Origin of the sequence: Pseudoruminococcus massiliensis (assembly GCF_900291955.1) — a bacterium.
Taxonomy (GTDB): domain Bacteria; phylum Bacillota; class Clostridia; order Oscillospirales; family Acutalibacteraceae; genus Pseudoruminococcus; species Pseudoruminococcus massiliensis.
This window is the reverse complement of sequence record NZ_OLMR01000006.1, coordinates 108,488-130,377: the sequence shown is the minus strand read 5'-3', so window position 1 is coordinate 130,377 and position 21,890 is coordinate 108,488. Positions and strand designations below refer to the sequence as shown.

Below are 21,890 nucleotides of genomic sequence, written 5' to 3'. Positions count from 1 at the left end.
GCAGGCAAAAGCTATTTTTGCCTGCGTTTTGATATTATGAATGTTGCAATAAAAGGATACTGTAAAAAACAGCCAAACAAGACACCGAAATTCACAAAAAGTGAGTTCCGGCAATCTTTTTTGCTTTTTATTTGCATTTTTAATGTTGAAAAAAATGTATCTAAGATCTAACATTGGGACGTTTGATGTATTTCTCGATACTTTACCACTCAATAATATAAAAATTCTATATATTGATACAATCTGAATAAAACTGGAGTAAAACCTCTTTTCTTGACATCAATACAACCGTCTCCACATGGCTCGGTTCTCCAACGAGTAATCTATAATATACATCACTCTAAACGCTACATTTATCAAGTGATTTTGGGCATAATCTCGGCTAACATCGGAGAGAATGTGTTGCGGTTTATTTGAGTTAATTTGTTGAATTCCACTAAGGAAATAAGTCCAGCGGAGAGTAGCATACTTGCAGCTTCCTGCGCCATAAAATAGTCGTAATCCTGTTGGAACTCTATAGTGTAAAATGTTTATATGACTTCATAGTAACCTCTGTGTTATGTTAGTATGCTTACACCTTAGTTACTTTGAAGTCTATTTTTTATTGCACTTCATATTATAATCTGCCGAACCAATGGCAATGCGGCTGATATAAAGTCAATCAGAGGGAAAAAAATAGCTATAATGTTATAACTTCTTGACAAATAAACGACCGTTCACTATAATTACTATGTAAACGGTCGTTTATTACATGGTAATTTTGGAGGAATGGAGTATGTCAAAGACAACAAAGGAAGATATCTTGATTGTTGCATTACATTTGTTTGCCAGATATGGATATGAAGCTGTGTCTGTCAGCCAGATTGCAGGGGAGCTTGGCATGACAAAAGGAGCATTATACAGACATTTCGAGAGCAAAAGGGATATTTTTGACCATATCGTAAAGCGTATGGAGCAGGGTGATGGCGAACAGGCAGAATCAAATGATATGCCTGCCGATGAGAAAGAGAGTATGCCGGATCAATATGATAAGGTTTCGTTGGAGAATTTTATAAAGTACAGCAAAGATATGTTTGCGTATTGGACGGAGAATGATTTTGCCGCATCTTTCCGCAAGATGCTTACATTGGAACAGTTCAGAAATGAAGAAATGCAGGCATTGTATCAGCAGTACCTTGTAGCAGGACCGGCAGGATATGTGAAAGATTTATTTGTAGGCATGGGAATGAAAGATGCTGATAATAAGGCAGATATGTTCTATTCGGTTATGTTTTTCTATTATAGCCTGTATGATGGTGCAGAGGAGAAAGGACAGATAAAAGACAGGTTTGAAAATGTCATCGATGATATTGCTTTGAAACTGAACAATTAAAGAGCCAGACGCAAAAGACGCAGAGCTGCTAATTCTAAAAGATTTGAATTTAGGATAGTGGATTTTATTTTACACTACCAAAAAGAAATGGAGAGAAAAGAAAATGAGAGAAAATATTATGATTCGATTGGAAAAAGAAAATGAGCATCGAGAGGTAGAAAATCTGGTAAGGGAAGGCTTCTGGAATGTGTATCGTCCAGGATGCTTGGAGCATTATGTACTCCACAAACTTCGAAATGATCCGGCATTTGTTCCGGAACTGGATTTTGTCATGTTAAAAGACGGAAAGCTGATTGGACAGAATATGTTCATGAAAGCTGTAATCGCAGCGGATGATGACAGAAGTATTCCGATTATGACCATGGGACCGATCTGTATTACACCAAAGCTAAAGAGAAAAGGATATGGAAAACTTCTATTAGACTACTCGTTGGAAAAAGCGAAAGAACTTGGTTGTGGTGCATTATGCTTTGAGGGAAATATTGATTTCTATGGAAAAAGTGGATTCAGACAGGCTAGTGAGTTTGGCATCCACTATCATGGATTGCTGGAAGGCGAGGATGCATCTTTCTTTCTGTGCAAAGAACTGATACCAGGATATCTTAATGGAATTACAGGAGAGTATGCACCTCCAGTGGGGTATCTGGTGGATGAAAAGGAAGTGGAGGTATTTGACAGGCAGTTTCCATATAAGGAAAAGAAAAGGCTGCCTGGGCAGATATTTTAGAATGAAAATGTAAATCTTTTCAACGATTTTAGTTGTACTGCTATCCATCGTTTCGCTTGTAATGCTTATAGTCGCCAGTGCAAAGAGTAAAGAATATCGAAGCTTCGGTGTGTTTGCAGGAATTGCTCTGGGAATGATGCTGGTTGGTACACTTGGAATGAATATCGTACCGAAGGAATATGTGATTGATTGTTTGGAGCTGTCGATTTAACCGGAATTTTGCTTGCACTATTGCCACTATACTCCAAACAGATGGATGGCTTTGTAATAGCAGTAAATCTCTGGGATTTTAAGCCGGCAAATGGTTGGATTTGCATCATCTGCTGGATTCTGATAGCGGCATTCGTTCTACTTGGAATCGCAAAATTAGTATTGAATCATATGTGCATAGACAATGGGAAAAATCATATTACCATCAGTTCTTTATTGATCAGCATAATAGCAGTCTTATATTTTGCAATGATAAGAGAGACCTATTGCGTTGTGATAGTCTTTCTTCAGTTGATGATAAAGGGTGGGTTACTTTTTATGCTATTGTAACTGGAAATTATGAACCAGTCAGATTTGGTTGACAATGAAAAAGTATTGCTGAGAACTGGTTATGTTCATATTGCATTTAGTGTAGGAAGTAGGGCTTCTGTGGATACATTGACGGAAAGGTTAAAAGGTGATGGATATCAGGTTGTCAGCGGTCCGAGAACTACCAGAGACGGATACTATGAAAGCTGCATTAGAGGAATTGAAGGAAATCTGATAGAAATCACTGAGTAGAAATGAGGTAAATATCTATGAAATTATATTTTGGAAGTACTGTTACGACAATTACAACAATCATGTTGCTTATATTGGTGGTTTATCGGAGAATCCATAGTTAATCGTTCAAACATTAACTATTGGGGAAGGAGAAGCCTGTTTCTTCTGGTATATGGACTTACGATATGCTGTTTTGCAGCGGCAAGGGACGGATTAGACAAGACGATTCAGAACACGATTAACGGAAGCTGCGCACCGGGAGTATTCCCGCTTATCAGCATCCCGAATCTGATTGGCTGTATTGGAGCTGCAATTATAATCATTGCAGCTATTGCAACACCGATAGCAAAGTCGCAGCATATGAGACAGATTTGGTTTTATGTGATGTCCGGCGGAATTACAATGAAGATACTGGTAATGGAAATAGCAAGGATTGCTAATATCCTTTGACTTAAATTCGAATAGTAACATTTTTTCCGCACATTTTCTATCACACACCGTTATTATACTGTTTGGGGTAAGGGAGAGTATACCCTTTTTAAACAATTGCCTTATTTTTGCAAAAATTGAAAGGGGCTGCGAAGAATGAAGTCTTAAACTTCGTTTCTTCACAGCCCCATTTTCTTAACAAGGAGAATTAGCAGCCACAACCGCAACCGCTGTTGTTAGAAGTGTCATTGCCACAACCGCAACCGTTTCCACAGCAGCTAACCAAAAGGATAAGGATGATAATCCAGCAGCAGCTGTTGTTGTTACCTAAGAAGTTACCACACATTGTTCGTTTCTCTCCTTTCATTTGTTATACTACATTATACGCTAAGAAAGAAAAGTTGCTACTGATAAATCAAAATTAAATAAATAAAGTGTTTCGCTGTTAAAATAAAGGCTTGAGTGAAATTTTTAATTTTTATAGAATCAAATTTAAATTGGTGTTTTTCTATTAAAGAAGAATATATTCTTACTACTATTGCACAAGCATTGAAAAATTTGTATAATAAAGTCATATTTTAACGAAAAAGGGAGGAAATTGTAAGTTGTTAGGAAAAACACATTTTGCGGTGGGTGTTGCCTCAAGCCTGATATTTACTCAGCCAAAGACAGTTCAAGATGTAATACTTGCAGTTGGTATCGGAGGTATGGGAGCTTTAATATCTGATATTGATGTAGATACATCTGGTTCACATAAATATGCAAATAGAATCATCGCAGTGGTGGTATTAATTGTTGTTGCAGTATTTGCGGCTGAACAAATTTGGAATGCAGAAATTGTTAAACAGATTATAAGCGACAGTAGCTATGCAAGAATTGCAATAGGTGCAATTTTATTTATAGCAATTTGTGCCTTTGGAAAGCAACAACCACACCGCTCATTTATGCACTCTATCTTGGCGTTGGTCTTGCTTACAGCATCTATAGGAATGGTTTGGCAGGATTTGATTCCATATTTTGCAATAAGTTTTGCATCACATATTATAATAGATATGTTTAACTTTGAAAAGGTAAGACTATTATATCCGTTTAAATGTGGAGTTGCATTGAAGCTTTTTCATGCGCAAGGATTGGCAAACAATTTGTTCTTTGTTATAGGAAGTGCATTGGCAGTTATTCAAATTACGATATGTTTAGTTAGAATTTTCTTTCACATATGAAAAATGGCTATACCCCAATAGAGAGGTATAGCCATTTCTAATATTATAGAAATTATTAAATGGTAATACTATCGTTTGAAGTAAACGCTTTTAAGAGAAAAAATAATTTATTTCCAAATGTACTAACGCAATAGAGCATTATTATAGATAGTCTTGAATATATATGTTGCAGTAGCAAGGAGATACTTTTACTGGTGATAAATTTAATGATGAAAATAAATTATAACTCAAACAATAGTCTGTCTGAAAAGGCAGGATATTTTCGTTTTAGTGAAATTTTATTGTGGTATAATTTTGAGATGGATTTTATGTATAAACTTGCATAGCTGTATAATACTTAAAAAGCCCGTAAAAGCTCACTTTACGGCTTTTTTTACGGGAAATTATCGCTGTGTGCTATGAATATTTCTGCAAAAAGAGATAAATTTCTGACTAATATTAGTTTGGATTGCTTATTGAAAAAAATTGTTCTTAATTTATGACAATATATGAATTTAAAGCCTTCTTATGGGCTTTTTAACTAAGAAACCGGCTTAGTTATAAACCTTACAGAGATTTTTATATGTGGCATTTATGTATAAAATATTGCTTTTAAAATAAAATGAAGAAAAATTTTTAAAATTCCCGAATAAATATGCAATAAAAAGCTTGCTTTTTTGCATAAAGAGTGTATAATATACTTATCAAAGTTCTAAAGCCACAAGGCTTTCGCACTAAATAGTGCAAATATAATTTTGGAGGTTACATAAAATGGGTGATATAAAAAAGGTAGTTTTGGCATATTCAGGCGGTCTTGATACTTCTATCATCATTCCTTGGCTCAAGGAGAATTATGATAACTGCGAAGTTATCGCTGTTTCTGGTGATGTAGGACAAGCAACAGAGCTTGAAGGTCTTGAAGAAAAGGCTAAAAAAACAGGTGCTTCTAAGCTTTATATCGAGGACCTTAATAAGGAATTTATCGAGGACTATGTTTTCCCAACAGTTAAGGCTGGTGCAGTTTATGAGAATAAGTACCTCCTCGGTACATCATTTGCTCGTCCTATCATTGCAAAGAGAATTGTAGAAATCGCTCTTGCAGAGGGTGCAGACGCTATTTGCCATGGCTGTACAGGTAAGGGTAATGACCAGGTTCGTTTTGAACTCGCTATTAAGGCTTTCGCTCCTGATATGAAGATTATCGCTCCTTGGAGAGAGTGGGACCTTAAATCTCGTGATGAGGAAATCGACTATGCTGAGGCACACAACATTCCTCTTAAGATTACAAGAGAAACAAACTATTCTAAGGATAGAAACATTTGGCATATTTCTCACGAAGGTCTTGACCTCGAGAATCCTGCAAATGAGCCAATGTATAATAAGGAAGGCTTCCTTGAGCTTGGAGTTTCTCCGGAGCAGGCTCCTGATAAGCCAACCTATGTAACAATCCATTTTGAAAAGGGTATTCCTACAGCTATCGACGGCGTAGAGATGGGTGCTGTTGAACTTGTTAAGAAGCTTAACGAACTCGGCGGTGCAAATGGTATCGGTATCGTTGACCTTGTTGAAAACAGACTTGTTGGTATGAAGTCTCGTGGTGTTTATGAAACTCCAGGCGGAACAATTCTTTACCACGCACACAACAAGCTTGAGGAGCTTACTCTTGATAGAGATACATATCACTACAAGCAGAATGTTGCACTTCGTTTTGCAGAACTTGTTTATTTCGGTCAGTGGTATACACCACTTAGAAAGGCTCTTTCAGCTTTTGTTGATTCAACACAAGAGCAGGTAACAGGTGATGTTAAGCTTAAGCTTTATAAGGGCAATATCATTGACGCAGGTGTTACATCTCCATATTCACTCTATGATGAGGATATTGCAACATTTGATGAAGATGAAGTTTATGACCAGAAGGATAGTGCAGGTTTCATCAACCTCTTCGGACTTCCAATCAAGGTTCAGGGCAAGAAGGGCTTCCGTTACGATAAATAATGCGGTTGGCTGATTTATTACGAATATTTTAAGAAATAATTTATTCGCTAAGAGCATAAATTTTATGCGGAAATCCGTCGCAAAATAAATTTTCTGTTTGGGCGTGTACCGTATTTTTGGATAAAATGCGGTATTCGCCCGAATGTTATTTTATATAAGTCAAGGAGAATATGATATGAAGCTGTGGGCAGGACGCTTTTCTAAAGAAATAGATAAAAAAACGAATGACTTTAATTCATCAATCTCATTCGATAGCAGAATGTATAAAGAGGATATAGAGGGTAGTATTGCCCATGCTGAGATGATTGGTGAGGTCGGAATAATTGATAAAAAGGAATCTGAACTCATTATTGAGGGCTTAAAGGGAATCCTTGCTGACATAGAAAGTGGCAAGCTTGAGATTGACCCTAACGCGGAAGATATTCATACCTTTATTGAGGGTGAACTTACTGAAAGATTGGGCAGTACAGGTAAAAGACTTCATACAGCAAGAAGCAGAAATGACCAGGTTGCAGTTGATATAAGACTTTATCTCAAAAAGGAAACTAAAAATTTGGTTTCTATGGTAAAAGAGCTTGTAAAGGTTATTTGCGATAAGGCAGAAGAAAATGCGTCTGTTGTTATGCCTGGATATACTCATCTTCAGAGAGCACAGCCGATTACTTTCGGACATCATCTTATGGCTTATGCAGAAATGCTTCTCCGAGATATTAGCAGACTTGAGTCGGCTTATGGTCGTATGGACGAAATGCCACTCGGAAGTGGTGCTTTAGCTACTACTACATATCCGATAGACAGAACTATAACAGCTCGCTTGCTTGAATTTGACAGAATTTCTCAGAACAGCCTTGATGGCGTATCTGATAGGGATTTCTGTATGGAGCTTGCATCTGCACTTTCTATTATAATGGTTCATCTCTCTCGTTTTTCTGAGGAGATTATTATGTGGTGCAGTTGGGAATTTAAGTTTGTTGAACTTGATGACGCATTTTCAACAGGTTCAAGTATTATGCCGCAGAAGAAAAACCCTGATATAGCAGAGTTGGTTCGTGGAAAATCAGGAAGAGTTTTTGGTGACCTTATGACCTTGCTTACAGTTATGAAGGGTATTGCACTTGCTTATAACAAGGATATGCAGGAAGATAAGGAGGCTATATTTGATGCTGTTGATACAGTTAAGATGTGCCTTACAGCCTTTACTCCAATGATAGAAACAATGAAAACTATTCCTGAAAATATGCGTAAGGCTGCTGCACACGGTTTTATAAATGCAACAGATTGTGCAGACTATCTTGTTAAAAAGGGACTTCCTTTCCGCGATGCTTATAAGGCAACTGGTACACTTGTTGCTCTTTGCATAGAAAAGGGCTTAACACTTGAAACACTTCCTATCGAGGAATACAAGAAAATCTGTGATACCTTTGATGAGGGTGTTTATGATGCAATTTCTCTCGAAAACTGCGTAAACGGCAGAAAGGTGCTTGGCGGTCCTGCTCCTGAAAATGTAAAGGTTCAGGTTAAGCGTGTAAGAGAAATAATTGCTTGATTGCTTTTGCGGAGGAAATTTTATGATAAAAGATAAAAGCTGTTTATTTAAGGATATTATTGAAGATATGAAAAATATATACCTTGAATTTGGCGATGAAAAGCTTATTGAAGATGATGATTGGTGTATATACACTGTCGAAGAAAAGCTTGAGCCAGATACTGAATGCTATGTCTTTGATTATCCTGATTATGACGATGAAACAGGAGAAGAAATTCTTCCTGAATATGCTGTTAAGCATCAGATGAAGTGTGTCACAACCTGCGAGGCACTTCAAGATGTAATCGCAAATTCACTTAGCCAAAGAAGTGATTTAACAGTTGAACAGCTTATAGATGCAGTTAATTACTATTTTGATAATATTGCATTTATGGAATTTTAAGTTTAATAGGGGATATTGATAATGAAAATAAAGGCAGGAATTATCGGTGCGACAGGCTATGCTGGTGCAGAGCTTGTACGCCTTTTGACAACACACCCAAATGTAGAAATTTCCGCAATAAGCTCTGTTAGCTTTGAGGGAAAAAAGCTTTCTGAGGTTTATCCGTCATACAGGTGCTTATGCGATATGGAATGCAAAAATGCAGATGAGGTTGTAGAAAAATCTGATGTTATTTTTGCAGCACTTCCACATGGACTTTCACAAGAGCTTGCAGCAACTTGTGATAAGGCTGGAAAGGCTTTTATCGACCTTGGAGCAGATTTCCGTCTTGAGAGCGAGGACGAATACAAGGAATGGTATAACGGTGAATTTCTTGATAAGGAGCTTCATAAAAAAGCCGTTTATTGTATACCTGAGCTTTTCAGAGATAATGTTAAGGACAGCAAGATTATTGCTAACCCTGGCTGCTATACAACAGGTGCTCCGCTTGCACTTGCTCCTGCGATTTTAAATAAGCTTGTTTCAACAGCAGGAATCATAATCGACTCAAAATCTGGTGTAACTGGTGCGGGAAGAGGTCTTTCACAGGCTAACCACTATCCTGAACTCAATGAAGGTTTCCACGCATATAAGGCTGGTGCTCACAGACACACTCCTGAGATTGAGCAAACTTTATCTAAGCTTTCAGGTGAAAAGGTTACAATTACTTTTGTACCTCATCTTCTTCCAGTAAACAGAGGAATACTTTCTACTTGTTATGCTCGTCTTAATGAGGGTGTAACAAAGGAACAAATCCGCAAGGCATATGAAGATTTCTACAAGGACGAATACTTTGTAAGGGTTCTTCCTGACGGTGCTTATGCTGATATTCATAACATAAAGTATTCTAATTTCTGCGATATTTCAATTCATATCGACTCTCGCACAAATACTCTCATAGTTACTTCAGCCATAGACAATATGGTTAAGGGTGCGGCTGGTCAGGCAATTCAGAATATGAACATAATTTTCGGCTTGGACGAAAAAACAGGACTTGTAATAGTTCCTCCTGCATTCTAAGCTATAAATATATTGATTTTTTAAGGGATGATGAAAAATGTCAATTAAGTTTGTCGACGGTTCTGTAACAGCTCCTAAGGGCTTTGTAGCTTCTGGTGTACATTGTGGTATAAGAAAGAATAAGAATAAGCGTGACCTCGCTCTTATATATTGTGAAAAGCCTTGCACAGCTGCCGCAATCTATACAACTAATCTTGTGAAGAGCGCCCCTATCCTTGTAACAAGAGCTAACCTTGAAAACGGTACTGCTCAAGCAGTTATATGCAACAGCGGAAACGCAAATACTTGTAATTCTGACGGTGTAGCGGTTGCTGAAAAAACCTGTGCTTTGGTTGCAAAGGCTCTTAATATTGATGAAAAAGATGTTATCGTAGGCTCAACAGGTGTTATCGGACAAAAGCTTCCGATTGAGCCTATTGCTAATTCTATTCCTGAGCTTGTTTCTGCACTTTCTAAGGAGGGTGCAACAAATGCTGCCGAGGCTATTATGACAACTGACCTCGTTAAGAAGGAATACGCTGTCGAGGCTGAAATTGGCGGAAAGACGGTTTATATCGGCGGTATAGCAAAGGGCAGCGGTATGATTCACCCCAATATGGCAACGATGCTTTGCTTTATAACCACAGATGCTGCAATTTCTGCTGATATGCTTAAAATTGCTGTAAAAACTGTTGCTGATAAGTCCTTTAATATGGTAAGTGTTGATGGTGATACATCAACAAATGATACGCTTGCTGTTATGGCTTCGGGTCTTGCAGGAAATGCTGAAATTACAGAGCAGAATGAGGATTACAACATTTTTGTTGAGGCTCTCACAATTCTTTGCAGAAAGCTTTCTAAAGAAATGGCTAAGGACGGCGAGGGTGCTTCTAAGCTTCTTGTCTGTAAGGTAAGTGGTGCAAAGACCGAAAAAGATGCAAAGGGCGTTGCAAAGAGCGTTGTTTGTTCGAGCCTTCTAAAAGCGGCTATGTTTGGTTCAGATGCAAACTGGGGCAGAGTTCTTTGCGCTATTGGCTATTCTGGCTGTGATGTTGATATTAACAAGGTTGATGTCAGCTTTGCATCAAAGGCTGGTAAGGTTGATGTTTGCAAGAATGGTGCGGGCATAGACTTTTCTGAGGAAATTGCAAAGACAGTTCTTACAGAGGACGAGATTGACATTGTTGTTGAGCTTAATGACGGCAACGGTGTTGCTGAAGCATACGGCTGTGATTTGACATATGAATATGTTAAGATTAACGGTGATTACAGAAGCTAAAGAGGTTGCGGAAATATGTATAAAATTTCAAATGCGGACAGAGCCCAGGTTTTAATACAGGCTTTGCCATATATTCAGAAATATTCAGGTCAGACTATTGTTGTAAAATACGGCGGAAACGCTATGGTAACACCTGAACTCAAAGATGCTGTTATGAGCGATATAGTTCTTATGCAGCTTGTCGGAGTTAATGTTGTTTTGGTTCATGGTGGTGGTCCTGAAATCAGCGAAATGCTCAAGAAAACTGGCAAGGAAAGCAGATTTGCAAATGGTTTGCGTGTAACAGATAAGGAAACCATAGATATTGTGCAAATGGTTCTTGCAGGCAAGGTTAATAAGAGCCTTGTACAGCTTCTTGAACAGCATGGCGGTAAGGCAATGGGACTTTGTGGTCTTGACGGCAGAATGTTGATGGCTGAAAAGCTTATAGCTTCTGAAGATTTAGGCTATGTCGGCGAAATCACAGAGGTTAATACAGAGGTTATCGAGGATACCATACATAATGGCTATATACCTATTCTTGCAACAGTTGCAGGCGGTTATAACGGAGATGTATTTAATATTAATGCTGACCTTGCAGCCGCCCAGATTGCAGCAAAGCTCGGTGCAGCAAAACTCATTCTTATGACAGATATTCGTGGACTTTTGCGTGATAAGGACGACGAAGAAACTCTTATCCCTGTTGTAAATGTCAGCGATGTTCCGTCATTAAAGCGTGAGGGAATTATTTCGGGTGGTATGATTCCAAAGATAGATTGCTGTGTAGAAGCTGTAAGACGAGGAGTTAAACGAGCTCATATTATTGACGGTCGAATTGCTCACTCAATTCTTATAGAGCTTTTCTCTGATGAGGGTATCGGAACAATGTTTTATTGATTTCATCTTTGTTGATGAAAGAGGAGGTAATGTAAATGACCTTTGAAGAAATTAAAAAAGAAGAAGCAGAATATCTTATGCCGACCTACGGAAGATTTCCAGTAGCATTGGTAGAGGGTAAGGGCGCTGTTGCAAAAGATGTTGACGGCAAGGAATATATAGATTTCACAAGCGGAATAGGTGTAAACTGCCTTGGATATAGTGATGACGGACTTGTTAAGGCTATTTCTGAACAGGCTGGCAAGATTCAGCATATGTCTAATCTTTACTACAATCCGCTTCAAGTTGAAGTAGCTAAAAAGCTTGTTGAGCTTACAGGCTTATCTAAAGTATTTTTCTGTAATTCAGGTGCAGAAGCAAACGAATGTGCAATTAAGGTTGCAAGAAAGTATGCCTTTGAAAAATACAGCGGTAAACGAAACAAGATTATTACTCTTGTAAATTCATTCCACGGCAGAACTGTTACAACTCTTGCCGCAACTGGACAAGATGTTTTTCATAACTACTTTTTCCCATTTACTGAAGGTTTTGAATACGCTGAAGCAAATAATATAGAAAGCTTGCGTAATCTTATTGACGATACTGTTTGTGCTGTTTTTATAGAGCTTATTCAGGGCGAGGGCGGAGTTAATCCATTGCAAAAGCCTTTTGTCTGGGAAACAGCAAAAATTTGTCAGGATAATGATATTTTGCTTATGATTGATGAAGTTCAGACAGGTGTTGCAAGAACAGGAACATTCTATTGTTATGAACAATATGGTGTAACTCCTGACATAATAACAACTGCTAAGGGTCTTGGCGGAGGACTTCCATTCGGTGCTTGCATATGCAGTGAAAAGCTTTCTGGTGTTCTCAGTGCTGGTACTCATGGCACAACCTTTGGCGGAAATCCTGTTGCATGTGCAGCTTCTCTTGAGGTTCTCAGCAGAGTGGCTACAAAAGAATTTTTGAAGGAAGTATCCGAAAAGGGTGCTTATATCAAAGAAAAGCTTAGTTCAATGCCAAATGTCAAAGAGGTTCGTGGACTTGGTATGATGATAGGCATAGTTCTCGAAAAGGGTGAAGCAAAGGTTCTTGCAAACCGCTGTGTTGAAAAGGGCTTGCTCATTCTTACCGCAAAGACTCTTTTAAGACTTCTTCCACCGCTTAATATCAGCTATGAAGAAATTGATAAGGGCTTAGCAATTCTAAATGAGGTTCTTTCAGAAGTGTAATTAAAATAATTTAAAATGTTATAATAAGGAGGCAAATCCAATGAAACATCTTTTAAAAATGCTCGACCTCTCTCACGAGGAAATCTGCGAAATTCTTAATCTTGCAGACCAGCTTAAATATGAGCAAAAGCACAATATCGAACATAAGTATCTTAAGGGCAAGACTCTCGGTCTTATCTTTGAAAAGGCTTCCACAAGAACAAGAGTATCCTTTGAGGTTGGTATGTATCAGCTCGGCGGACTTCCAATCTTCCTTTCTGCAAATGATATGCAGATTGGCAGAGGTGAGCCTGTTCAGGATACAGCAAGAGTGCTTTCACGCTATCTTGACGGTATTATGATTCGTACATTCAAGCAGTCTGAGGTTGAGGATTTGGCAAAATATGGCTCTATTCCTATAATCAATGGCTTGACAGACTTCTGCCACCCTTGTCAGATTCTTGCTGACCTTATGACTATTCGTGAGTATAAGGGCAAACTCGCAGGACAGAAAATGGCGTTTATCGGTGACGGCAATAATATGATGAATTCACTTATTGTTGGTGCTTTGAAGATGGAAATGTCTATTTCAGTAGCTTGTCCTGAGGGCTATGAGCCTGACCCACTTGTGCTTGAGTTTGCAAAGGGCTTTGGTGATAAGTTCGAAATGGTAAGAGAGCCTAAGAAGGCTGTTGTCGGTGCAGATGTTGTTATCACAGATGTATGGGCATCTATGGGGCAAGAGGGCGAAGCTGAGAAACGCAAGAAGGCATTTGCAGGCTACTGCATTGATGAAGAACTTATGAGCTATGCAAAGCCCGATGCTATTGTACAACATTGCTTACCTGCACACAGAGGCGAAGAAATTTCTGCTGATGTATTTGAAGCTCATGCAGCTGAAATCTTTGATGAGGCAGAGAACAGACTTCACGCACAGAAGGCAGTTATCGTAAAGTGCCTTACAGATAAATAAAAATTCATTAAAAAATATTTTAATAGACAGTACCTTTTTGGCACTGTCTATTTTTATATAACAATATAATGATAAAAATTAAAAAATTCGCTCAAGGCTTTTCAAAATTATTATAAAAAAAACCACTGTTATTACAACAGCGGTTATATAAGTATTAAGCTTTAAATTTTTGCTTAAGCTTCCTGAGGAGCTCCTACAGGACATACACTTGCACAAGAGCCACAGCCAGCACAAGCATCAGCATCTATTACATATTTGCCGTCACCCTCAGAGATAGCCTCACAAGGACATTCAGCTGCACAAGCACCACAAGCGATGCAATCGTCAGAAATTACATATGCCATAGAAAATAACCTCCTTAATAATGATACCTATATTTTATCATAAAATTTTTAAAAATCAAGTATTTTTCAGAAATTTACATAAAATTCATATAATTAGTGATAGCTAACTTGGTATATATCACAACATATGCACAAATATTCAGGCTTCCTCAGATGTGGTATTCTTTTTGAATTTTTGCACTAATTTTGTTACACCTGAAAAAAGTCCTTGTCTTGCCATATCTATTACTGAACAGATTATGAATATTTTAAAAATTGTTGCTATTACGAACATTATTCCTAAGAAATTATTATAGAGATTTGGGTCGCCAAGTTCATTGTGTGACCAGATAAAGCTTCTTATAAGTGGGTGTTCATGAATAGCATATATTCCAATAGTTGTTCCAGCAATGTAGTTGATTATTCTTGATTTAAACTGAAAGCCTCTGAAAAATAGGAATATAGAAACAGATTCGAGTATGACAAATGGATTTGAGAATTGTCCGAAAACTGAAGCATTATAAAATCCTACTTTATTGAATGTAACATTGCCAAGGAAATAATAGAGCGAAAAATCTATTATGCAAAGACCTACAAAATAGCCAAGATATTTAAAGTGAAGCTTTTCATCATCTTTGACAAAGCGTTTTAGATAAGCTCCAATAATAAACATAAATAAGAAAGAAATCATAGATTTTCCATATTCAATAGGTAGAACTTTATTAGTAGAGAATATCTCTTTTAAGCCGCCCATAGTTGAAATTGTTGGATAGATTGATAGAAATACGAAAAGAAGTCCAAGAAGAATTTTAAATTGCTTTTTATCAATTTCAACAAGAACTTTATTTATGAAAGGTGAGAGAAGCAAAATTATAACATAGTTTGTTAAAAAATACCATTGCTTTGAAAGTAAAGGAAAGAACATTTTAATAATGGAATAAACTGCAAAGCGTCCGGAAAGTTTATTTATAGTAGCTATTTCAAGCTTATCAGCAGAAGTAAGGTTATTTGCTGTTTCGCTCGGAGAAAAACCATTATTACTATAAATTATAAATGATAAGACTGTAAGCAAAATAGAATAAAACAGCATCGTAACATATACCTTTGGTATGCGTCGATAGCTTTTTTTAAAATCAAGAACATCTTTACTCATAAAGTAACCAGTGATAATCATAAAAACATTAACAGGTGTTCTGAAAAAGGACCACATAAAATCGCTCATTACTTCAAATCTTCCACCTTGGGCGTTAGAAAGCTGATTAAGCCCTCCGTATGTATAGACGTGAAGTACGATAATCATAAGCATACAGATAATTCTTAAAAGCTCTATGCCTGATTTTCTCTGTACTTTTTGCATAAAATTCCTCCAGTCATATTTTAAATTGAGATTTAGATTTATCTTTTGTTTTTTTGCTCTGTTTGCTTTTCATATTCCATGAGAAGTTCACTTGCTTCTCGTGCAATTCTTGAGATTGGCATACCAACAACATTGTAGTAATCGCCGTTAATTCCTTTTACAAATAAAGCACCATGACTTTGTATTCCATAACCACCAGCTTTATCATAGGGTTCAGTTGTATTGACATAGCTTTCTATTTCGTTTTCAGTTAACTCAAAAAACTCAACCTCGGTCGAAACACTAAAGCAACGCTCTAAGCCTCTGTAATTTATGCAACAACCAGTTATAACCTTATGTGTATTGCCTGAAAGCAATCTGAGCATACGCCTTGCATGCTCAGTATTTACAGGCTTATTAAGAATTTTGCCATCAATTATAACTGAAGTGTCACAGCCTATTACCATAGCGTCACGATGACCTTTAGATATATATTTTGCTTTTTGAGTTGCGATATACTGAGGCTTAAGCTCAAGCTCAATATCTGATGGTGCGATTTCATTTATATCAGGTGGAATACAAATAAAATCATCTGTAAGAATACTCATAATCTCACGCCTTCTCGGAGAAGACGATGCTAAAATAACATTCATAAAATTTCCTCCTAAAAAGTTTACCCCCTGAACCATAATTATACTATCTCTTTATAAATATCAGCTTTTTTTATACCTGAAAGTTCAGAAGCTTTTTTAGCTGCTTCTGATGGCTTAGAACCGCTCTCCATAAGCTCATTTGCAAAGCTTACTGCGTCCTCAAGAGTCATTTCTTTTTCTTCTATGATAGGAGCACCCTCTATTACAAGAACGATTTCACCCTTTAATGAACCGTCACCATATTTTTCATAGGCTTCTGGTAAGGTTGTACGAATGACCTCCTCGTGAACCTTAGTAAGCTCACGAACAATAGAAACTCTACGATTACCAAAAGTTTGAGCCATATCCTTTAAAGTTGCACTAAGCTTGTGTGGAGCTTCATAGAATACCATAGTTCTATGCTCATTACGCAATGAAAGCAAATGCTCGTGACGACTTTTTTTATTCATACTGAGGAAGCCTTCAAAAGTAAATCTACCTGTTGGAAGCCCTGAAATTGCAAGAGCAGATGCCATTGCCGTAGGTCCTGGAACAACGCTTACTTCAATTCCTCTTTCTGCACACTGCATAACAAGTTTTTCGCCTGGGTCCGAAACTGCAGGCATTCCTGCGTCTGTTACTATGGCACAATTTTCTCCGTTTTCAATTCTCTCGCAGACAAACTCGCCACGCTCACGCATATTATGCTCATGATAGCTTATCATAGGGGTTTTAATTTCAAACTTATTTAGTAGCTTGAGAGTAACTCTCGTATCTTCTGCCGCAATGAAATCTACATTTCTGAGGGTTTCTATTGCACGGGGAGAAAAATCTGAAAGATTGCCTATTGGCGTACCGACTACATATAATTTTCCGTTCATAATTCACCTTATATTAAAATTATTTTTGATGGCCATGTGCAAATGAGCCATAGATTTCGAGCATTTCTTGACTGCAATTTCCAAAATCATCTTCAAGCAGGAGCGTAGGTTCAAGCTTTAATCCGCCTTTATTTCCTCCTCGTCTGCCTTCAATCAAAAGCAACTTAGGAGTTTTTTTCGTATTAAGCTGAACGAAACGCAGTCGTTTAGGTTCAATGTTATATTTACGCATAGCCTCTGTTATATCCGGAAGGCGCTCAGGTCGCTGACATATGCAGAATCTTCCGCCAAACTGCAAAAGCTTTGACGCACAGGCGGTTATATCGTCGATGGTACATTCGCTTTCGTGCCTTGCAGCTTTAAGGGAACTATCGGGATTTACTATCCCCGTACCCTCAGCTTTATATGGAGGATTGCACACAACAAGATTATATATGCCAAAGGGTGTGATTCCATTTAGATTTCGTAAATCAGCATTAATTATATTAATTTTATCTTTAAGCTTATTATGCTCAACACTGCGGCAAGCCATATCATAGGCTTCTTGCTGAATCTCTACGCCGAGAATATTTTCAGGCGTGGTTGCAGACTCTCTGCACCAAATCAGTGGTATAGTTCCACAGCCACAGCCGAGGTCACAGGCAAGGTCTGATTTTTTAGGCTTTGCGAAGTTTGCAAGCAGAATGGTATCTGTCCAAAAAATATGTCTTTTTGAAACAATAACTTCAATACCACTTCCGAGAGGTTCAAATTTTTCACCGTCTAAAAGCATTTAATCACCACTTTTCGTGCAAAATTCAATATTCAACATAATAAGCTAAATATTGACATATATTTTAATTTTATCACATTTACATCAATATGTAAATTGTTATATTGCTTAAAGTTCAGCTTGAGAGCTGATAATTTGACATTGTTTTAGCTTTTGCTTATAATTGTTAGAGAAATAGAGTTCTTAAAACCCACCGAAGGCCCCACCTTTGGAATCCGCAAGCTTTTGAAAAAGCTTGAGCAAAACTTTTAAGTGTCTTGGGAAAGTTTGGTTAGCAAAATTCGGTGGTTTCAACAAATGCGACAATATAAGACAAGTAAGAATGTCGAGTGATGCTTGCCGAACGATTCCGCATATTGTCCTGTGCGGTCAAGCACTGCGTTTTGGGAGTGGCGGCTCGCCGTCTTAAAAAGATTTTTTAAAAAATAATTTTTGTGGAGAGAAGGATTATAATGCTAAAAGGAAAAACCGTACTTCTCGGTGTGAGCGGTGGAATTGCCGCCTATAAAATGCCGAATCTCGCTCGTATGCTGATAAAAGCTGGGGCAGAGGTTCATGTTATTATGACTAAAAATGCCTGTGAGTTTATAACTCCATTTACCTTTGAAACACTCACGAAGCATAAGTGCATAGTTGATACCTTTGATAAAAATTTTGAATATAGCGTTGAGCATGTTTCTCTTGCAAAAAAGGCCGATTTGCTTATAATCGCTCCTGCAACAGCAAATGTAATTGCAAAGCTTGCTTGCGGAATCGCAGACGATATGCTCACTACAACGGCTCTCGCTTGTAACTGTCCTAAGATTATAGCACCTGCTATGAATACTAATATGTATAGTAATCCGATTACATTTGATAACATACAAAAGCTAAAGCACTATGGTTATGAGGAAATTCCGCCTGAATCAGGTATGCTTGCAAATGGTGATATTGGCAATGGCAGACTTCCTAATGAATCACTTTTATTTGATTATATACTTAAAACAATAGCACTTCCACACGATATGGACGGAATGAGAGTTCTTGTTACGGCAGGAGCAACCTGTGAAAGCCTAGACCCTGTGAGATATATTACAAATCATTCAACGGGAAAAATGGGAGCGGCTCTTGCAAAAAGAGCTATGCTGAGAGGTGCAAAGGTTACACTCATTGCAGGAAAGACCGAGTGTGAACTTCCGAATTTTGTTGATGTAATCAAGGTGAAAAGTGCAGAGGATATGTATAATGCAGTAAGAGCTTGTGCGTATAAGCAGGATATTATAATAAAGGCGGCGGCTGTTGCAGACTATACGCCAAAGATTGTTGCCGAACAGAAAATAAAGAAAAATGATGGAGATATGACAATAGAGCTTGTACGCACTAAGGATATTCTTAAAAGCTTGGGTGAGTCTAAGCGTGAAGGTCAGCTTATATGTGGTTTCTCTATGGAAACCGAAAATCTTATTGAAAATTCACGCAAAAAGCTTAAAAAGAAAAATGCTGATATGATAGTCGCTAATTCAATAAGTGATAAGGGTGCGGGCTTTGGTGTAGATACTAATATAGTAACTATTATTACTGAGAATGACGAAACTTCTCTTGGCTTGCTTTCAAAAGATGCTGTTGCAGATGAGATATTGACAAAACTTATAGCTATGAAAGGCTGAATTTTTTAAATATAGTATGTTTATGGAACGAAAAAAGCAAAGAGGACAATATAGAAAATTAAAATCTATGTTTAAGGCAATAGACAGATTTACTCCATTTGAAAGAATTGTCGGAGAATTTGAGGAATTTAGTGTTCCAAGCGATATGTTTATTGAGCATAGATGTACAAGCGGAAATGTAAAAACAGAATTTTGTAGAAAATGGCTCGAAACCACAGAACATTTTATTGCAAATAAACCTTCAAATATTAAATTTTGCAAGGTTACTTCTGTATTATCAGTTCCTAATCTATGGAATTCTAAAATTATTATTTTCTATGACGAAAAATACTGGAGTGAATTTTGGAATCGAACAGAACCATATCAATATTGGACTCCAATTTCTGATAATATTTCATTTATCAGAAAACGAAATATAAAAACCTCACTTAGTGAATATGGATACTACGAAAAAATTGTAGATGAGGATTTCATATTTAAAGATGAATTATGGTTTTATGGAGAATTACCTTCTATATAGTTTCGGAAAATGTCGAAATGCCTGTTTACTTTTATTTTGTGTTGGAATATAATAATGCTACTAAATATTAAAAGAAAGGGCGATTACTTATGAAAAAATTGATAGGAATTATAATTGGTTTGGTGCTAATTGGTGTGGTCACTTATTTTGGTTTTAGTTTTTATATTTCACAGATGACAAAGGAGCTTGTTGAGTCTTCATGGAAGCATGAAAATGTTCTACCAGAAAAATATGAAGGAGTGCTTAATCTTTATACATATAAGCAATTAGATTGGCTTAATAAAGCAAGCTCAACTAATGTTAAGGCTATAAAGCAAGATTTTTCATATCCTTCAACGGAATGGAGAATAAATTCTGCAACTACTACATATTCCTATACAATTACAAATTCAGATACAGGTGCAGCTATTGTTGGCTGTGATAATGTAAAATGTACTATTGAGTGGGAATATCAGGATGGTAAATGGATAGTAAAAAGCTTTAAAGAAGGATAAATATGTCATTTAATAATATTATAAATTTTCACGCACATATATACCCTGAAAATATCGCCGAAAGAGCAACTCAAAGTGTTTCTGACGGTTATGGAATAAAAATGGATTATAATGGAACTCTTGAACAGCTTATTGAAGATGGTAAAAAATCGGGTGTGACTCAATTTGCAGTTCAGTCTGTTGCTGTTACTCCTAAAACAGTACAAAGTATAAATAATTTTATTGCTAAGAAGTGTTCAGAAAATCCAGATATACTTTTTGGCTTAGGTACGCTTCACCCCGATATGGAAAATCCCGAAGAAGAAATCGAACGCTGTATATCTCTCGGTTTAAAAGGAATAAAGCTTCACCCGGATTCACAGCGTTTTCTTATGGATAGCGATAAGGCTATGAGGCTTTATGAAATGCTTGAGGGCAGATTGCCTATACTTATGCATTGCGGAGATTATCGTTTTCAGTATTCACGACCAGAAAGACTTGCAAAGGTTCTTGATGCTTTTCCAAAGCTAACAGTTATTGCTGCACATTTCGGTGGTTGGTCACTTTGGGATTTAGCCTTGCAATATCTTGAGAATAAGAACTGCTATCTTGATACTTCAAGCTCTATGATGTATTTAGGTCAGCGTAGAAGTAAGGAATTAATTAAGGCATATGGTGCTGAAAGAATGTTATTTGGCACAGACTATCCTATGTGGAATTCTTTCGATGATATAGAAATGCTCGAAAAAATGGAGCTTTCTCAAAATGAATATGAATTGATATTCAGAAAAAATGCTCTTAAAGTTTTAAATACAGAGGAGGAAAGCAAGTGAAAGAGGATATTTGCAGTATACCAATAAATGATGTGTTCGCTCCTAAAGACGGTTGTCCGTTTTGTAGAATGAGAGATATGCTCGAGCTTAGAATGGCAGAGTATGTTACAGGTGCGGCTATGATGGAGCCTGATGTTCGTGTCACTACTAATGAACAAGGATTTTGCAATAGGCACTTCAAAATGATGCTCAAAGTAGGTAGCAGACTTTCTAATGCACTTATTCTTGAAAGTCATTTGCTTAAAATTTCAGAAGAACTTATGCCAAAAACTGTTAAGGGTAAGCCTGATAAAAAGGTTCTTGCTAATCTTGATAAGCTCACACACGATTGTTTTGTTTGCAATCGTGTGAATATGAATATGGATAATATGTATAGAATTGTTTATGCGATGTGGGAGCAGAATCCAGAATTCAAGCAGTTATATTCTGAACAGAAATTTATATGTCTTGAGCATTATACGGCACTTATGAGTGGGGCGACAAAGGCAATGGGCAGAGGTGTTGTACCTTTTTATGAGGAAACAGCGAGGCTTGCCGGAGGTTATCTTGAGGAACTTCAAGGTGATGTATCGCATTTTTGCAAAATGTATGATTATAGAAATGCAGAGGGTGATTGGGGCAATTCTCGTGATAGTATAGAACGCTCGATTGAGTTCTTGACTGCTGAAAGATTTGAGCCAACACACGATGAAGAAGCGTGAACTAATTAGCA

Annotated in this window: 22 protein-coding genes and 1 pseudogene; 17 read left to right on the top strand and 6 right to left on the bottom strand. The window is 37.2% G+C overall.

What is annotated here, in order from left to right:
• Nucleotides 1-356: 356 nt before the first annotated feature.
• Complete coding sequence (locus tag C9914_RS11935; RefSeq protein ID WP_306373308.1) at nucleotides 357-518, bottom strand: SHOCT domain-containing protein; 162 nt, start codon at nucleotides 516-518, stop codon at nucleotides 357-359.
• A 257-nt stretch (nucleotides 519-775) separates the two neighbouring features.
• On the opposite strand from C9914_RS11935, the gene C9914_RS08790 reads away from it, so the two are divergent.
• The 12 genes and pseudogenes from C9914_RS08790 to argF all read left to right on the top strand — a co-directional run bounded on the left by C9914_RS08790 (nucleotide 776) and on the right by argF (nucleotide 13,762).
• Nucleotides 776-1,372: a TetR/AcrR family transcriptional regulator gene (locus C9914_RS08790; RefSeq protein ID WP_106764835.1), complete on the top strand. Its 597-nt coding sequence runs from the start codon at nucleotides 776-778 to the stop codon at nucleotides 1,370-1,372.
• Between the two features lie 103 nt (nucleotides 1,373-1,475).
• On the top strand, nucleotides 1,476-2,099 hold the full coding sequence (locus C9914_RS08785; protein ID WP_106764833.1) for a GNAT family N-acetyltransferase: 624 nt from the start codon (nucleotides 1,476-1,478) through the stop codon (nucleotides 2,097-2,099).
• 540 nt (nucleotides 2,100-2,639) lie between these two features.
• Nucleotides 2,640-2,870 (top strand): annotated as a pseudogene (locus C9914_RS11805) (VOC family protein); the annotation flags it as partial.
• Nucleotides 2,871-3,886: 1,016 nt separating this feature from the next.
• Complete coding sequence (locus C9914_RS08765) at nucleotides 3,887-4,501, top strand: metal-dependent hydrolase (protein ID WP_158707384.1); 615 nt, start codon at nucleotides 3,887-3,889, stop codon at nucleotides 4,499-4,501.
• 750 nt (nucleotides 4,502-5,251) lie between these two features.
• On the top strand, nucleotides 5,252-6,475 hold the full coding sequence (locus C9914_RS08760) for an argininosuccinate synthase (protein WP_022263926.1): 1,224 nt from the start codon (nucleotides 5,252-5,254) through the stop codon (nucleotides 6,473-6,475).
• Between the two features lie 175 nt (nucleotides 6,476-6,650).
• On the top strand, nucleotides 6,651-8,021 hold the full coding sequence (argH, locus tag C9914_RS08755) for an argininosuccinate lyase (protein WP_106764827.1): 1,371 nt from the start codon (nucleotides 6,651-6,653) through the stop codon (nucleotides 8,019-8,021).
• 22 nt (nucleotides 8,022-8,043) lie between these two features.
• Nucleotides 8,044-8,403 carry a DUF7716 domain-containing protein gene (locus C9914_RS08750; RefSeq protein ID WP_106764825.1) on the top strand — a complete coding sequence of 120 codons (360 nt, stop codon included), beginning with the start codon at nucleotides 8,044-8,046 and terminating at the stop codon, nucleotides 8,401-8,403.
• Nucleotides 8,404-8,424: 21 nt separating this feature from the next.
• Nucleotides 8,425-9,462, top strand: a complete 1,038-nt coding sequence (argC, locus tag C9914_RS08745; protein WP_106764823.1) for an N-acetyl-gamma-glutamyl-phosphate reductase — start codon at nucleotides 8,425-8,427, stop codon at nucleotides 9,460-9,462.
• A gap of 37 nt (nucleotides 9,463-9,499) precedes the next feature.
• Nucleotides 9,500-10,720 carry a bifunctional glutamate N-acetyltransferase/amino-acid acetyltransferase ArgJ gene (gene argJ / locus C9914_RS08740; protein WP_106764821.1) on the top strand — a complete coding sequence of 407 codons (1,221 nt, stop codon included), beginning with the start codon at nucleotides 9,500-9,502 and terminating at the stop codon, nucleotides 10,718-10,720.
• 15 nt (nucleotides 10,721-10,735) lie between these two features.
• Nucleotides 10,736-11,596, top strand: coding sequence for an acetylglutamate kinase (argB, locus tag C9914_RS08735; protein WP_022263921.1), 861 nt, complete (start codon nucleotides 10,736-10,738; stop codon nucleotides 11,594-11,596).
• Nucleotides 11,597-11,631: 35 nt separating this feature from the next.
• Nucleotides 11,632-12,810, top strand: coding sequence for an aspartate aminotransferase family protein (locus C9914_RS08730; RefSeq protein WP_106764819.1), 1,179 nt, complete (start codon nucleotides 11,632-11,634; stop codon nucleotides 12,808-12,810).
• A 40-nt stretch (nucleotides 12,811-12,850) separates the two neighbouring features.
• Nucleotides 12,851-13,762 carry an ornithine carbamoyltransferase gene (gene argF / locus C9914_RS08725; RefSeq protein ID WP_022263919.1) on the top strand — a complete coding sequence of 304 codons (912 nt, stop codon included), beginning with the start codon at nucleotides 12,851-12,853 and terminating at the stop codon, nucleotides 13,760-13,762.
• Between the two features lie 173 nt (nucleotides 13,763-13,935).
• Here the strand turns inward: argF and C9914_RS08720 are convergent, their stop codons facing one another.
• The 5 genes from C9914_RS08720 to C9914_RS08700 form a co-directional block, all read right to left on the bottom strand.
• Entirely contained in the window at nucleotides 13,936-14,106 is a 171-nt protein-coding gene (locus C9914_RS08720; RefSeq protein WP_022263918.1) for a DUF362 domain-containing protein, read from the bottom strand.
• 139 nt (nucleotides 14,107-14,245) lie between these two features.
• The gene (locus C9914_RS08715; RefSeq protein WP_106764817.1) at nucleotides 14,246-15,442 is read right to left on the bottom strand and encodes an acyltransferase; all 1,197 of its coding nucleotides are present in this window, start codon (nucleotides 15,440-15,442) and stop codon (nucleotides 14,246-14,248) included.
• Nucleotides 15,443-15,480: 38 nt separating this feature from the next.
• A complete protein-coding gene (locus C9914_RS08710; RefSeq protein WP_106764815.1) occupies nucleotides 15,481-16,074 on the bottom strand; it encodes a Maf family protein in 594 nt (197 codons plus the stop codon).
• Nucleotides 16,075-16,112: 38 nt separating this feature from the next.
• Nucleotides 16,113-16,934 carry a 16S rRNA (cytidine(1402)-2'-O)-methyltransferase gene (gene rsmI / locus C9914_RS08705; RefSeq protein WP_106764813.1) on the bottom strand — a complete coding sequence of 274 codons (822 nt, stop codon included), beginning with the start codon at nucleotides 16,932-16,934 and terminating at the stop codon, nucleotides 16,113-16,115.
• A gap of 19 nt (nucleotides 16,935-16,953) precedes the next feature.
• The gene (locus tag C9914_RS08700; RefSeq protein ID WP_106764811.1) at nucleotides 16,954-17,706 is read right to left on the bottom strand and encodes a tRNA1(Val) (adenine(37)-N6)-methyltransferase; all 753 of its coding nucleotides are present in this window, start codon (nucleotides 17,704-17,706) and stop codon (nucleotides 16,954-16,956) included.
• 452 nt (nucleotides 17,707-18,158) lie between these two features.
• On the opposite strand from C9914_RS08700, the gene coaBC reads away from it, so the two are divergent.
• The 5 genes from coaBC (at nucleotide 18,159) to C9914_RS08675 (ending at nucleotide 21,879) form a co-directional block, all read left to right on the top strand.
• Nucleotides 18,159-19,352 carry a bifunctional phosphopantothenoylcysteine decarboxylase/phosphopantothenate--cysteine ligase CoaBC gene (gene coaBC / locus C9914_RS08695; protein ID WP_106764809.1) on the top strand — a complete coding sequence of 398 codons (1,194 nt, stop codon included), beginning with the start codon at nucleotides 18,159-18,161 and terminating at the stop codon, nucleotides 19,350-19,352.
• A gap of 67 nt (nucleotides 19,353-19,419) precedes the next feature.
• Nucleotides 19,420-19,872, top strand: coding sequence for a DUF3916 domain-containing protein (locus C9914_RS08690; RefSeq protein ID WP_158707383.1), 453 nt, complete (start codon nucleotides 19,420-19,422; stop codon nucleotides 19,870-19,872).
• 89 nt (nucleotides 19,873-19,961) lie between these two features.
• Nucleotides 19,962-20,366, top strand: coding sequence for a hypothetical protein (locus C9914_RS08685; RefSeq protein WP_022263912.1), 405 nt, complete (start codon nucleotides 19,962-19,964; stop codon nucleotides 20,364-20,366).
• A gap of 2 nt (nucleotides 20,367-20,368) precedes the next feature.
• On the top strand, nucleotides 20,369-21,178 hold the full coding sequence (locus C9914_RS08680) for an amidohydrolase family protein (protein WP_106764805.1): 810 nt from the start codon (nucleotides 20,369-20,371) through the stop codon (nucleotides 21,176-21,178).
• Nucleotides 21,175-21,879: a DUF6062 family protein gene (locus C9914_RS08675; RefSeq protein WP_106764803.1), complete on the top strand. Its 705-nt coding sequence runs from the start codon at nucleotides 21,175-21,177 to the stop codon at nucleotides 21,877-21,879. The genes C9914_RS08680 and C9914_RS08675 overlap by 4 nt, the downstream gene beginning before the upstream one ends.
• The last annotated feature ends 11 nt before the right edge of the window (nucleotides 21,880-21,890 follow it).